Source organism: Curtobacterium sp. ISL-83 (assembly GCF_018613895.1).
In the GTDB taxonomy this organism is placed as follows: Bacteria; Actinomycetota; Actinomycetes; order Actinomycetales; family Microbacteriaceae; genus Curtobacterium.
On sequence record NZ_JAGGPH010000026.1, the window covers coordinates 1 to 13,114 of the forward strand.

The 13,114-nt window shown below is 72.0% G+C and carries 12 protein-coding genes; 9 read left to right on the forward strand and 3 right to left on the reverse strand.

What is annotated here, in order from left to right; translation table 11 throughout:
- Positions 1-114: 114 nt before the first annotated feature.
- The gene (locus J7E22_RS16830) at positions 115-1,065 is read right to left on the reverse strand and encodes a hypothetical protein (protein ID WP_214982995.1); all 951 of its coding nucleotides are present in this window, start codon (positions 1,063-1,065) and stop codon (positions 115-117) included.
- Positions 1,066-1,182: 117 nt separating this feature from the next.
- On the opposite strand from J7E22_RS16830, the gene J7E22_RS16835 reads away from it, so the two are divergent.
- Both J7E22_RS16835 and J7E22_RS16840 read left to right on the forward strand, forming a co-directional pair.
- A complete protein-coding gene (locus tag J7E22_RS16835; RefSeq protein ID WP_214983005.1) occupies positions 1,183-1,611 on the forward strand; it encodes a DUF3054 domain-containing protein in 429 nt (142 codons plus the stop codon).
- On the forward strand, positions 1,608-2,621 hold the full coding sequence (locus tag J7E22_RS16840; RefSeq protein ID WP_214982996.1) for a LacI family DNA-binding transcriptional regulator: 1,014 nt from the start codon (positions 1,608-1,610) through the stop codon (positions 2,619-2,621). The genes J7E22_RS16835 and J7E22_RS16840 overlap by 4 nt, the downstream gene beginning before the upstream one ends.
- Before the next feature lie 135 nt (positions 2,622-2,756).
- On the opposite strand, the gene J7E22_RS16845 is transcribed toward J7E22_RS16840, so the two are convergent.
- Together J7E22_RS16845 and J7E22_RS16850 are read right to left on the reverse strand one after the other, a co-directional pair.
- Positions 2,757-3,407 (reverse strand): spermidine/putrescine ABC transporter substrate-binding protein, encoded by a 651-nt coding sequence (locus J7E22_RS16845; protein ID WP_214982997.1) that lies wholly within the window; start codon positions 3,405-3,407, stop codon positions 2,757-2,759.
- A 199-nt stretch (positions 3,408-3,606) separates the two neighbouring features.
- Positions 3,607-4,563 (reverse strand): DUF3097 domain-containing protein, encoded by a 957-nt coding sequence (locus J7E22_RS16850; protein WP_214982998.1) that lies wholly within the window; start codon positions 4,561-4,563, stop codon positions 3,607-3,609.
- Between the two features lie 79 nt (positions 4,564-4,642).
- Here J7E22_RS16850 and J7E22_RS16855 point away from each other — a divergent pair, with 79 nt between their 5' ends.
- The 7 genes from J7E22_RS16855 (at position 4,643) to J7E22_RS16885 (ending at position 12,993) form a co-directional block, all read left to right on the forward strand.
- Positions 4,643-5,692 (forward strand): zinc-dependent alcohol dehydrogenase family protein, encoded by a 1,050-nt coding sequence (locus J7E22_RS16855; protein WP_214982999.1) that lies wholly within the window; start codon positions 4,643-4,645, stop codon positions 5,690-5,692.
- A gap of 233 nt (positions 5,693-5,925) precedes the next feature.
- The gene (locus tag J7E22_RS16860) at positions 5,926-7,164 is read left to right on the forward strand and encodes an ROK family transcriptional regulator (RefSeq protein ID WP_214983000.1); all 1,239 of its coding nucleotides are present in this window, start codon (positions 5,926-5,928) and stop codon (positions 7,162-7,164) included.
- 146 nt (positions 7,165-7,310) lie between these two features.
- Complete coding sequence (locus J7E22_RS16865; protein ID WP_214983001.1) at positions 7,311-8,642, forward strand: extracellular solute-binding protein; 1,332 nt, start codon at positions 7,311-7,313, stop codon at positions 8,640-8,642.
- On the forward strand, positions 8,642-9,682 hold the full coding sequence (locus J7E22_RS16870; protein WP_214983002.1) for a carbohydrate ABC transporter permease: 1,041 nt from the start codon (positions 8,642-8,644) through the stop codon (positions 9,680-9,682). Before J7E22_RS16865 ends, J7E22_RS16870 begins: the two co-directional genes overlap by 1 nt.
- Before the next feature lie 28 nt (positions 9,683-9,710).
- Positions 9,711-10,601, forward strand: a complete 891-nt coding sequence (locus J7E22_RS16875; RefSeq protein WP_214983003.1) for a carbohydrate ABC transporter permease — start codon at positions 9,711-9,713, stop codon at positions 10,599-10,601.
- A gap of 8 nt (positions 10,602-10,609) precedes the next feature.
- The gene (locus tag J7E22_RS16880) at positions 10,610-11,917 is read left to right on the forward strand and encodes a 6-phospho-beta-glucosidase (RefSeq protein ID WP_214983004.1); all 1,308 of its coding nucleotides are present in this window, start codon (positions 10,610-10,612) and stop codon (positions 11,915-11,917) included.
- A complete protein-coding gene (locus tag J7E22_RS16885) occupies positions 11,905-12,993 on the forward strand; it encodes a BadF/BadG/BcrA/BcrD ATPase family protein (protein WP_308159294.1) in 1,089 nt (362 codons plus the stop codon). Before J7E22_RS16880 ends, J7E22_RS16885 begins: the two co-directional genes overlap by 13 nt.
- Positions 12,994-13,114: the final 121 nt, after the last annotated feature.

Genomic DNA, 13,114 nt, shown 5'->3' on the forward strand with positions numbered 1-13,114 from the left:
CGCGCGCGCCGCGCGCGCCGCGGGCGCTCAGTGCGAGGTTGATCGGCCCGTGCGCGCCGACAACCTCGCACCGAGCCACCCCTCCCGCACCGGTTGCGCGAACCCGCACCGTGCTCACCGGGTCATCCGCACGCCAGCGCGTCGGAGCTTCGCGCGCAAGGCCGCCCCGTCCCAGAGGTCCGCCCAGCGCAGGCGCACGACGTGTCGGACGCCGGGCATGGCACGCAGTCTGTCCTCGCGGTACTTCTCCGCGATCACCACGTCCTCGACCGGAAGGCCTCCGCGCATGGTCGCGTCGCGGTACTTGACCTCCCCGTCGAACTCGACCACGACCCCTGCTGCCGGGAACCAGAAGTCGACGACGATGTCCGGTCGCCCGGGTTCGCGGAAGCGGTGCTGCAGGACCGGGGGCTCCGTCCCGAACTCATCGAACCGGGTCCTGGCGACGGACTCACCGGGCGAGTCTGCGGAGGGATCGGCGAAGTCCACCGCACGCAGCGCTCGTCGGCGCCCTTTCGGGCCGCGGCGTTCGAGCATCTCGCGCACCCGCTCCCTGGTCACGCCTCGACGGAGCAGATCGTCCATGGCCACCACCGCGTCGACGAACGGGAGCGTCAGCGCAGTGTCGGCCGCGATCCGCTCGGGTCCGCTGAGGCGGAGACCCGCCGGCGTCGTGATCGAGCTCGCCTCGAAGCCCGGGTCGAGATCCGCGTGGACGATGAACGTGGCGTTCGTGGTGCGACGATCACCCCCGACCGACGTGAGGTGGATGCGTCCCGGCAGCGAGGACACCATCGGCACGCCGAGCACGACCGCGGCCGACACGTGGGACACGACCTGGTCCGGTCTGATCCGGTCAGCGGCCGCCTGGAGCCGGACGAGGTGCTGCTCGGCCGGCCTGAGGGCGTCCCATCCGGCGGCATCGACGAAACACCCTCGAGCGATCCGGGCGAGCTCGCCTGACCTGGCCCGCTGCCGGATCACGTCCGACTCATCGGGGCGGTGCGCGGAAGTCCGGAGGACCGGGAGGGCCGGGATGGGTGCGAGGGAGATCTGACGGTGCATCCCCCAGATCGTGCCGACAGGCAGACGCGAGCACGGCCTCCTGGACGGATCTGTGGACCGCCCCGGTGCGACGCGGCTCTGTGGAGGAAGACGGGCTGCGAGAATGGTCCGGTGAACATGCGCACCTGGGGTTGGCTCGCGGCCGTCATCGACGTCGTGCTCATCGTCGTCTTCGCGCTCATCGGGCGCTCCTCGCACGGCGAGGCGAACACGCCGCTGACCCTGTGGACCACCGCCTACCCGTTCCTCGCCGGTTGGGCGATCGCGTACGTCACGAGCGGCGCCTGGTCGCGTCCGCTCCGGTTCTGGCCGACCGGCGTCGTCGCCTGGATCCTGACCGTCTTCGTCGGCATGGCGATCCGCGTGGCGACGGGTCAGGGCGTCGTCGACGGGAACCCCCTGCCGATCTCGTTCGTCATCGTCGCGACGATCGTCCTCGGCGTCTTCCTGCTCGGCTGGCGAGCCATCGCACGGGGCATCCTCCGACTGCGGGCACGGTCCCGCGACGGCGCCCACGGCACGCGCGGTACCGCGTCCGGCGTGTGAACGGGAACCGCGGGGCACAGCCGACGATCCTCGACGTCGCAGCCCGCGCCGGGGTCTCGAAGTCGGCCGTGAGCCGCGTCCTCTCCGGCACCGGACGCTTCTCGGACGAGACACGGGAGCGGGTCGAGCGGGCCGCCGCGGAGCTCGGGTACGTGGCGAACGCCATGGCGCGCGGGCTCGTCAGCGGGCGCACGCACACCATCGGGATGCTCGTGCGCGATGCCTCGTCGATGGTCTACACCGCCCTGCACGCCGTGATGGAGCGTCGCGCGGCCGAGCTCGGCTACCGGGTCGTCACCACGACGGGCGTCGGACGCGTCGAGGACGAGAAGTCCGCGCTGGCCGCACTCGTCTCGATGCGGGTGGACGGGCTGGTGGTCTGCAGCGGGCTGCTGCCGTCGGCCGAGATCGCCGAGTTCGCGCCCCGGATCGCCACGGTCGTCGCCGGACGTCCCGAACTGCACCCCGCACTGTCGAGCGTGTACTGCGACGAGGTCGACGGTGGCACCACGATCGCCGACGCCGTGGCGAACGCCGGGCACACCACCGCTGTGGTCCTCACGGTCCCGGCGGACAACGCGATCACGCAGCACGCACGCTCACGCGCGATGGTCGACCGCCTGCGCGGCCGGGACGTCGACGTGGTCGACCTCGACGCGAGCTTCGTGCGGCCGACCGGCGACATCGCCGCCGACGTCGTGGACGCGATGCGCCATCACGGCGCGACGGTGGTGATGTGCCCGACCGACCGCCTGATGCTCGAGCTGTGCGACGTGCTGCGGAGACGGGGCGTCGAGGTCCCGCGCGACCTGTCGGCCACGGGCTTCGACGGCGTGTTCCCGCTCGCCAACGCCTGGATCGGGTTCACGACCCTGGAGCAGCCCATCGACCGCATCGGCCGCGAGGCGATCGACCTCGTGATCGGCCGCATCGAGGACCCCGCGCGTCCGGTCGAGCACCGCTCGCTCCGCGGCACGGTCATCACGGGCCGCACGCTGCTCCCGCGCTGACGCCCGCGAGCCCCCGTGGTCACGCCCCGTGCGAGGTTGATGGCCCCGTGCCCGCCGACGACGCCGCACCGGCCGACCAACCTCGCACCGAGCGCAGCAGCGGCGGCCGCAGCAGCAGCACCCGCCCGCGCCGGCTCAGAACAAGCCGTCGCGGCTCGCCTCCGGCCCGTCGAACCCGCGGAACATGTCCGACACCAGCGCCTCGATCTGCGGTTCCACGAGCCGCTCCACGGCCTCGGCGATCCGGGGGCGGTGCTCGATGAGCGCGAGGCACACCGCCGTCCCGGTGGAGCGCGCACACTCGTCGGAGAGCTCGATCTCGTGCCGGAGCGCCGCCTTCGCCGGCTCGGACAGCGGCTCGCGTGGCGCCTGCTCTTCGGCGTCGGCGCCGGTCATCTCCCCGAGCGTGAACAGGAACGGCGCCCCCGGAGCCGGCTCCGGGTCGACGTCGAGCCCCTGGAACTCGGGCAGCAGTCCCTCGGCCGGTTGGTACCCGGAGCGGCGCTTGCGTGCCGCGGCCCGCTCGAGTTCCCGTTGCAGCAGCGGCAGGTTCTTCGCCGTGTAGTCGTCGACGGCGTCCTCGATGATGGTCGAGATGCGCCCGATCAACGCGTGCTGGACGGCGTGCGGCACGTCGGGCCCGAACCCCGCCGCCGAGGCGATCGGCGACCCGGTGCACTTCCGGCAGATGCGGGTGCGGGGTCGCGCCGTGCCGATCTGCCACCGGGGCAGCCAGCGCAGCCAGACGTCGACCGCGCTCCGCACACGCCCGTCGATCCCGTCCATGTCCCCAGATTAGGCCGGGAGGCGCGGATCACCCCCGCCCGACAGGGCCAGTCCCAGGATCGCCCCCCTGCACTCCGCAGCCAGCCCTCCGCTCCGTGCGGCGTTCCACGCGTGGTGCGAGGAACGAACCTCGCACCGGCCGATCAGCCGCGCACCACCCGCGCGCGGGCGCGGCGCGCGGCCGCGCCCGCGCCCGCGCTCAGGCCCGCGGCTCCGTCACGAAGTCGATCAGTTCCTCGACCCGGCCGAGCAGCTCCGGCTCGAGGTCGGCGAACGTCCGCACCTGCCCGAGGATCCGCTGCCACGCCCGGGCGATGTCGGCCTGCTCCGCGTGCGGCCAGCCGAGCGCCTGACAGATGCCCTGCTTCCACTCGATCGACCGCGGGATCGTCGGCCACGCCGTCAGCCCCACGCGCGCGGGCTTCACCGACTGCCAGACGTCGACGAACGGGTGCCCCACGACGAGCACGTGCGCACCCCACTTCCCGTTCATGACGGCGGACGCGAAGCGGGACTCCTTCGACCCCGGCACCAGGTGGTCGACGAGCACGCCGACCCGCCGTTCCCGGGTGGGCCGGAACTCGTCGAGCACGTCCGCGAGGTTGTCCACGCCGGAGAGCTCCTCGACAACGACCCCCTCGACGCGGAGGTCGGCACCCCAGACCTTCTCGACGAGTTCGGCGTCGTGCTTGCCCTCGACCATGATCCGGGAGGGCAGGGCCACGCGAGCGCGCTGCGCCTCGACGGCGAACGACCCCGAGGCGGTGCGGAGGCGACCACCGCCGGAGGCCTGGCGGACCGCCGGAGCCGCTCCGGGCCTCCAGTCCGCGTGCACGGAAGCCAGCGACCCAGCCGCACCAGCGGCCCCCGCACCCGCGGCACGCGGCCCGCGGCCGACCGGCGCGGTCGGCCGACCCAGGGTCACCAGCTCACCCTCGAGCAGGAACTGACCGGAGAACGGGAAGGCGCGTCGGCGGCCCTTCCAGTCCTCGAGCTCGACGTTCCCCGCCTCGAGCCGCACCACCGCGCCGGCCCATCCCGTCGCCGGGTCCTCGAGCACCATGTCCCGTTCGAGCGGCACCTGCCGGACCTTCTTCACCCCGCGCGAGCGCCAGTCGCCCGAGAGCACGTCGCTGCCGTACTGGTCGTCGTCCACCCGCACGAGGGTACTGTCGACACGGCCCCGGACGACGTCGACCGGCCGCTCCCCCACCATCTCGACGGAAGGCACTCCCGTGCGCGCAGCAGTCATCCACGCCCCGAACGACATCCGGGTCGAGGACCTCGACCAGCCCGAGCTCATCTCCGGCAAGGACGTCGTCGTGCGGGTCATCGCCGCGTGCGTCTGCGGCTCGGACCTCTGGCCCTACCGGGGCGTGACCGAGACGAAGCGCCCGCGCCCGATCGGCCACGAACTCGTCGGCGAGGTCGTCGCCGTCGGGAACGCCGTCACGACCCTGCACGAGGGCGACTTCGTCATCTCCCCCTTCACCATGAACGACGGCACCTGCCAGGCCTGCCGCCACGGCATGACGACGGGCTGCGACCACCTGTCCGGCTTCGGCGGGAAGGACGCGTACGGCGACCCGGTCGGTGGCGCCCAGGCGGAGTACGTCCGGATCCCCGATGCGGACGCGACCCTCGTCGTCGTCCCCGGGCCGGTCGACCCCGCGCTCGTGCCCTCGCTGTTGACCCTGTCGGACGTCTTCTCGACGGGCCACCACGCAGCCGTCTCGGCGGCGGTCGGCCCCGGCAAGACCGTCGTCGTCGTGGGTGACGGCGCGGTCGGCCTGTCCGCCGTGCTCGCGTCGAAGCGACTCGGCGCCGAGCGCATCATCGCGATGAGCCGCCACGCGGACCGACAGGCGCTCGCGACGGAGTTCGGTGCCACCGACATCGTCGCCGCCCGCGGCGCCGAGGGCGTCCAGGCGATCAAGGACCTGCTCGGGGGCGACCTGGCGGACTGCGCGGTCGAGGCCGTGGGCACCGAGGAGAGCATGGACCAGGCACTGCACTCGGTGCGCCCCGGCGGCACCCTCGGCTTCGTCGGGGTCCCGCACGGCGTCCCCACGATCGGGACCCGCTACCTGTTCGACACGAACATCGCGATCGCGGGCGGGATGGCCCCGGCGCGGACGTACATCCCGGAGCTGCTGCCCGACGTGCTGTCCGGTGCGATCGACCCCGGGCGTGTGTTCGACCTCGAGCTGCCCCTCGACCAGGCGGCCGAGGCGTACGCCGCGATGGACGAGCGCCGGGCGATCAAGGTGCTGTTGCGTCCCTGACGGGTCGCCGCGGCGGACGGGAGGCTCCCCACCGGTCACGGCCGACCAGCCGCTGGCGCGTCTGTCCGGGACCGGCCGGCGTGGGCCCAGGTGCCATCGGGAGCCTCGCCTCCCGTCCTTGCGCCACCGCTGGGGGCTGCGTCCTGCGTCCTGCGTTTCGCGGAACAGAACGCGTGTTTCGAATCGGTAAACAAACCTTTCAGTAAGGAAGGTTGTCCGTTACAGTCCTCGTCATGAGCACACGCGGACGCACCCCCGGCCAGCCCGGGCTGCTGCGCGTCCTCAACGACCGGGCCGCACTCGAGCTCCTGCTCGACGAGGGCCCGCGCACCCGCAACGACATCGCCCTGCGGACCGGACTCAGCAAGCCGACCGCGGCCGAGATCATCCGGCGGCTCGAGTCGGCGGCGCTCATCCGACCCGCCGGCACCGACGTGCAAGCCGGGCGCCGCGGGCCGAGCGCCGTCGTGTACGAAGCGATCACCGACCGTGACCTCGCGGTCGCGGTGGACGTGCAGCTCGTCGACGTCCGGTCCACGGTGGTGGACGCCGCCGGCCGGTCCTTCCCCGTCGCCACGCACCGGATGGACACGGACGAGATGCGGGCCCCCGGCGCGGACATCGTCGCCGGTGCGATCTCGCGGGCTGCGGCCGCCGCCGGGATCGACCCGGACCTCGTCACCGCGGTCGCCGTCGGCGTGCAGGCCTCGGTGGACCACACCACCGACACCCTCACCTTCACCGACGGGCTGCCCGGCTGGCCCCGTGAACAGGTCGCCGCGTCGCTGTCGGCGGACCTCGGCGTCCGCGTGGTCGTCGAGAACGACGCGAACCTCGCCGCCATCGCCGAACGGAACATGGGCGCCGGCCGCGCACCGCAGTCCTTCGCGCTGCTGTGGATGGCCGAGGGCCTCGGCATGGCGCTCGACCTCGGCGGCCACCTGCACACCGGCGCGTCCGGCGCTGCGGGCGAGATCGGCTACCTCAGCGTGCCCGCCGACGCACGCTCCATCGACCCGACGGCCACCCTCGTCGCGGACCTCATCTCGGAGTCCGCGATCGCCACCCTGGCCGCCGAGCACGGGATCACCGCACCGGACGGCACCGCAGCCGACTGGCGCCAGGTGCTCCCACAGCTGTCCGCCCTGCCGGAACAGCACCCCTTCACGACCGCCCTCGGCGAGCGCATCGGGCACAACGTGCTTCCCGCCCTCGCCGTCGCCGATCCCGAGACGGTCGTGCTGCACGGCCCGACCGGGATCGCGGGTGGTCCCGCCCTGGCCGCCGCCGTGACGGCATGGCTCCGGACCCGCACCCGCTGGTCCACCGCCGTCGTCCCGCCCGGCGTCCCCGACACCCCCGTCCTGCACGGCGCGCGACACGTCCTGATCGACGTCGTCCGTGCCGCGCTCGCCGACCGGATCGAACGCATCAGTGACGATGCCGCCGTCCCGGTCCCCGAGCGCCCCTAGTCGTCCCACCCGCACCACTCGAGGCACCATCCCCCAGCCCTGTCCCCAGGGCTTCGGCCCTGTCCCCAGGGCACCTGCCCTGTCCAAGGGCTCTTCAGCGCGCCCGGAAACGGGCGCTCCGGAGCGAGATCAGAGAGCGAGTCCCAGTGTCCCTCCCCATCAGGCGGATCCTCACCGCCACCGCAGTCGCCGCCACCGGCGCCCTCGTCATCGCCGGATGCAGCTCCGGCAGCAGTGCCGACTCCGTCGCCGACAAGGCCCCGAAGGACCTCAAGGGCACCGTGTCGCTGTGGCACTTCTTCACCGGTCGCGAAGCCGGCGTGGTCAAGAGCGCCGTCGCCGGGTTCGAGAAGGCCAACCCCGGCGTCACCGTCGACATCCACGCCGGCCAGGACGACGAGAAGTTGCAGAAGGCGATCTCGTCCGGGCAGAACATCGACGTGGGCCTGTCGTACTCCACCGCCATCGTCGGCAGCTTCTGCTCCTCCGGGGCGTTCCGTGACCTGTCGCCCTACATCAAGCGGGACAAGGTCGACCTGTCGGACATCCCGAAGGCCGTGCGCGGGTACACCGCCTACAAGGGCACACGGTGCACGCTGCCGGCCCTCGCCGACGTGAGCGCCCTCATGTACAACAAGAAGGCGTTCAGCGCCGCGGGCATCACCGCCCCGCCGAAGACCCTCGACGAGCTCAAGGCCGACGGCCTCAAGCTCACGACGTACAACGCGGACGGGTCGATCAAGCAGCTGGGCTTCAACCCGCTCATCGACTTCTACGAGAACTCACCCGAGCACTGGGCCCCGATGATCAACGGGTCCTGGCTCGACAGCAAGGGCAACAGCGTGATCGGCACGTCGCCCGAGTGGAAGCAGCTCATCACCTGGCAGAAGGGCTTCGTCGACGCCATCGGCTACGACAAGCTCAAGGCCTTCACGTCCGGCCTCGGCCAGGAGTTCGCCGCCGACAACGCGTTCCAGACCGGCCAGGTCGCGATGCAGATCGACGGTGAGTACCGCTCCGCGTTCATCAAGGACCAGAAGCCGGGCCTCGACTACGGCACCGCGCCGACCCCGGTGATGGCCGGCGTCGGCAAGTACGGCACGACCTACATCGCGGGGAACGTCGCCGGCATCGCGAAGGGGTCCAAGCAGCCGGAGCTCGCGTGGGCACTGTTGAAGTACCTGTCGATGAACACCGACGCGCAGGTGACGATGGGCAACGGGCTGAAGAACATCCCGACGCTCACCTCGGCGCTGCAGTCCTCGAAGCTCGACGTCGAACCGAACTACAAGACGTTCGTCGACGTCGCGGGCAACCCGGAGACGCTGACCTCGCCCGCCACGGCGGACGGTGCCGCCTACATCGGCACGTTCACGAAGTTCTGGCAGGCGTACCAGGAGAACGGTGGCGACCTGAGCGCCAAGCTCAAGAAGCTCGACTCCGACATCGACAACGCGAACCAGCTGGCCGGTCCGTGATGAGCACCACGACCAAGGCCGCCGGCCGGGAGGCGCGGGCCACCCGCGCCTCCCGGCCCACGGGCCCGACGGGGTCGGGTCCGGAGTCGCCGGCACGGCCCCCGCGTCGGCGACGGAGCGCCGAGTCGCGTCGCCGGATCGTCGCGCTGACGATGCTGGCGCCGGCCCTCGTGGGCCTCGTGATCTTCTTCGCGTACCCGCTGGTGGCGTCGATCTTCTACTCGTTCACCCGGTACAACCAGCTGCAGGAGCCCCAGTTCGTCGGGCTGCTGAACTACCGCTTCCTGTTCACCCAGGACCCCCAGATCGGCCCGGCGGTCGTCAACACGCTGTGGTTCGTCGTGATCCTCGTGCCGGTCCGGATCGTGTGCGGACTGCTGGTCGCCGGGCTGCTCAGCCGGGCGAAGACCGCGACGGGCTTCTGGCGGACGCTGTTCTACCTGCCCGCGCTGGTGCCGCCCGTCGCGAGCGTCGTGGCCTTCGTGTTCCTGTTCAACCCGGGCACGGGTCCCGTGAACCAGATCCTGCGGTTCTTCGGGATCGACGGACCGCTGTGGTTCAACGACCCCGCGTGGTCGAAGCCGTCGCTCGTGATCATGGGCGTCTGGGTGATGGGCGACATCATGATCATCTTCCTGGCGTCCCTGCTCGACGTGCCGCGCGACCTGTACGAGGCCGCGGGTCTCGACGGGGCGAACGGGATCCAGCAGGTGCGGCACATCACCCTGCCGACGATCGCGCCGGTGATCGGCTTCGCCGCCGTCACGGGGGTCATCGCGGCGCTGCAGTACTTCACGGAGGCCGCGGTGGCCTCGGGGGTGGCGTCCGGCAAGGCGACGATCGGCGGCGGGACCGCGGCCCAGCTCGGCTACCCGGGCACCTCGTTGCTCACCTACACCGAGCTGCTCTACCAGCACGGGTTCGCGAACTTCCAGTTCGGCTACGCCTCGGCGATGGCCGTCGTCCTGTTCGTGATCACCGCGGTCGTCCTCGTCTTCACGATGCGACGCATCTCCGTCTTCCGGCCGGAGGCCGACTGATGAACACCACCCGGCCGGAGGAGTCCCGATGACCGCCGTCTCCCAGTCCCCACTCGCCCGCACCCCACGCGGAGCCGCTCCGCGCACGGGGAGACCCCGTGGCCGCACGCTCGTCTGGATCGCCGAGCACGCTGCACTCGTCGCGCTGGGGGTCGTGACGATCGCCCCCATCGTGTTCGTCGTGCTCACGTCGATGATGTCGAGCAACCAGGCGCTCACGGCGTCGATCATCCCGAAGCCGTTCGACCTGTCGAACTACGGACGGGTGTTCACGGAGCTGCCGCTCGCGCAGTGGTTCGGCAACTCGGCCCTGTACGCCGTGCTCGCCACCGCGTTCATGCTGCTCAGCTCGGTCCCCGCCGCGTACGCGCTCGCCCAGATCAAGTTCAAGGGCGCCAACCTGGTCTTCACGGCGATCATCGTGGCGATGCTCCTGCCCCCGCAGGTCACCGCGGTGCCGGTCTACGTGATGTGGTCGGGCCTCCACCTGACCGGCACGCTCTGGCCGCTGATCCTGCCGAACCTGCTCGGCGATGCGTTCAGCATCTTCCTGCTGCGGCAGTTCTTCATGACCATCCCGAAGGAGTACGGCGACGCCGCCCGGATGGACGGTTGCAGCGAGTGGGGTGTGCTCTGGCGGGTCGTCGTGCCGATGGCCAGGCCCGGCATCGCCTCGGCCGCGATCTTCATGTTCTTCCACTCGTGGAACGACTACTACGGCCCGCTGCTCTACGCGTCCGAGAACCAGTCCGCGTGGCCGGTGGCGTACGGGCTCGCGACGTTCCGCGGGCAGCACGGCACGGACTGGTCCATGACGATGGCGATGACCGTCGTCGTCATGGTGCCCGTCGTCATCATCTTCTTCTTCGCACAGAAGGCATTCGTCGAGGGCATCGCGCTCACCGGCGTGAAGGGATAAGCACCACAGTGAAACTCACAGTCGTCGGTGGCGGGTCCACCTACACCCCCGAACTCGTGGACGGCTTCGCCCGACTCCGCGACCAGCTCCCCATCGACGAGCTCTGGCTCGTCGACCCCGACCCGGTCCGACGCGAACTCGTCGGCGGCGTGGCGAAGCGGATGTTCGCGCACGCCGGGCACCCGGGCACCGTGCACGTCACGGACGACCTCGTGGCCGGCGTCACGGACGCGGACGCCGTGATGTTCCAGCTCCGCATCGGCGGGCAGGCCGCACGGCAGCAGGACGAGACGTGGCCGCACGAAGCGTGCTGCATCGGCCAGGAGACCACCGGCCCGGGCGGGTTCGCCAAGGCCCTCCGGACCGTCCCCGTCATCCTCGAGGCCGCGGAGCTCGTCCGGAAGCACGCCAAGCCGGACGCCTGGATCGTCGACTTCACGAACCCGGTCGGCATCGTCACCCGGGCCCTCCTCGAAGCCGGGCACCGCGCGGTCGGGCTGTGCAACGTCGCGATCGGCTTCCAGCGTCGCTTCGCGGCGGAGTTCGACGTCGAGCCGTCCGCCGTGCGGCTCGACCACGTCGGGCTGAACCACCTGACGTGGGAGCGCGGCGTCCACGTCCGTGGTGCCGACGGCTCGGAGCGCGACGTCCTCGCCGAGCTGCTCGCGTCGGAGACCGGGGCGCTCGACCGGATGGCCGAGAGCGTCCACATGCCCAGGGACCTCATCCGCCTGCAGCACGCCGTGCCGTCGTACTACCTGCGGTACTTCTACGCGCACGACGTCGTGCTCCAGGAACAGCTGCACGAGCGGACCCGGGCCGAAGCCGTCATGGAGACCGAGCGGGCCCTGCTGGCGAAGTACGCGGACGAGTCGGTGGTGACGAAGCCCGTCGAGCTCGAGCAGCGCGGTGGCGCGTACTACTCCGAAGCGGCGATCGACGTGCTCGCGTCGATCCTCGGCGACCGCGGGGACGTCCAGGTGCTCAACGTGCGGAACGACGGCACCTTCCCGTTCCTGCCGGACGACCACGTGATCGAGGTCCCGGCCCGTGTCACCCGGTCCGCGATCACCCCGCTGCCGGTCGCCCCGCTCGACGCGGACATGGTCGGGCTCGTCTCGCACGTCGCGGCGTACGAACGCCTCGCCCTGGACGCCGCCGTCCACGGCGGCCGCGACCGCGTGCTCCGCGCGATGTGGGCGCACCCGCTCGTCGGACAGGTCGACAAGGCGGAGAAGCTCACCGATCTGCTCCTGGCCGCGAACGCGGAGCACCTGCCGTGGGCGCGATCCGAGCAGTCGACGTGGGCGGGCTGAGCGGAGCCGGCGAGGCGGGGACGGCCAGCGCCTCCCGGCCGGCTCCGCCGTCCACGGCCGACCTGTCGGACGTGGTCCTCGCCGTCGACGGTGGCGGGAGCAAGACCGACGTGATGGCGATCGCCCTCGACGGCACGCTCGTGGGACACGCGCGCGGACCCGGGTCGAACCCGCAGACACGGGGCTGGCACGTGACGGGCCCGATCCTCGACGACGTGCGGGCCCGGGTCCTCCGGGGGCTCGGCGGACGACGCATCGTGACCACGCACGTGTACCTCGCGGGGCTCGACCTGCACGACGAGCTCGTGGCCGCGGAGGCCGCGCTCCGGCACTGGGACGAGGACGGCGGAGCGCCGGACGTCCTCGACAACGACCTGTTCGCGCTCCTGCGCGCCGGCACGCTCTCGCCGGACGCCGCTGCGCTCGTGTGCGGTACCGGCATCAACGCGCTGGCGGTCCGGGCCGACGGTGCGACCGCGCGGTTCCCGGCGATCGGCGACATCTCCGGTGACTGGGGCGGCGGCGCGTACCTCGGCAACCGGGCGCTCTGGCACGCGGCCCGGGCGGAGGACGGACGCGGCCCGGCGACCGGACTCACGCAGGCGGTCCCGGCGTCGCTCGGGTACGACACCGTGCGCGAGGTGACCGAGGCGATCCACTTCGGCCGGCTCGAACACCAGGCGGTGGGTCGGCTCAGTCCCGTGCTGTTCCAGGTCGCGCAGGCCGGGGACCCCGTCGCTCGGAGCGTGGTCGAGCGACAGGCGGAGGAGATCGTCCTGATGGCCTCGGTCGCGCTGGAGCGGCTCGGGCTCGGCGGTTCGGCGGCGTCGCCGGTCCCCGTGGTCCTGGGAGGTGGGGTGCTCGCGGCTCGCCATCCGCTGCTCGTCGACGGCGTCGTCGACGGGTTGGCGGAGCGGGTGCCGGGAGCCGTGCCGACGTGGGTGACCGCTCCCCCGGTGCTCGGTGCGGGGTTGGCGGCGCTCGAGTCCGTCGGGGCGGGTGCGGCCGCACTCGACCGGTACCGGGAGGCCGTGCTCGGGCGGTCGTTCGCATCGACGGCTGCGCCGATCCGCTGACGCGCCGGGCGCGGCGCGGCGCGGCGCGGCGCGGGTCTCGGGCACACGGCGCGAGTCTCGCGCACCCCAGCGCGAGTCTCGCGCACCCGGCGCGCGTCTCGGGCCGGGCCGGGCCGGGCCG

What these genes read in the sequence shown, in the direction of transcription:
- J7E22_RS16835 (WP_214983005.1), top strand. Translation starts at nt 1,183, where the DNA reads ATGCGCACCTGGGGTTGGCTCGCGGCCGTCATCGACGTCGTGCTCATC.
- J7E22_RS16875 (WP_214983003.1), top strand. Translation starts at nt 9,711, where the DNA reads ATGACCGCCGTCTCCCAGTCCCCACTCGCCCGCACCCCACGCGGAGCC.
- J7E22_RS16870 (WP_214983002.1), top strand. Translation starts at nt 8,642, where the DNA reads ATGAGCACCACGACCAAGGCCGCCGGCCGGGAGGCGCGGGCCACCCGC.
- J7E22_RS16845 (WP_214982997.1), bottom strand. Translation starts at nt 3,407, where the DNA reads ATGGACGGGATCGACGGGCGTGTGCGGAGCGCGGTCGACGTCTGGCTG.
- J7E22_RS16830 (WP_214982995.1), bottom strand. Translation starts at nt 1,065, where the DNA reads ATGCACCGTCAGATCTCCCTCGCACCCATCCCGGCCCTCCCGGTCCTC.
- J7E22_RS16860 (WP_214983000.1), top strand. Translation starts at nt 5,926, where the DNA reads ATGAGCACACGCGGACGCACCCCCGGCCAGCCCGGGCTGCTGCGCGTC.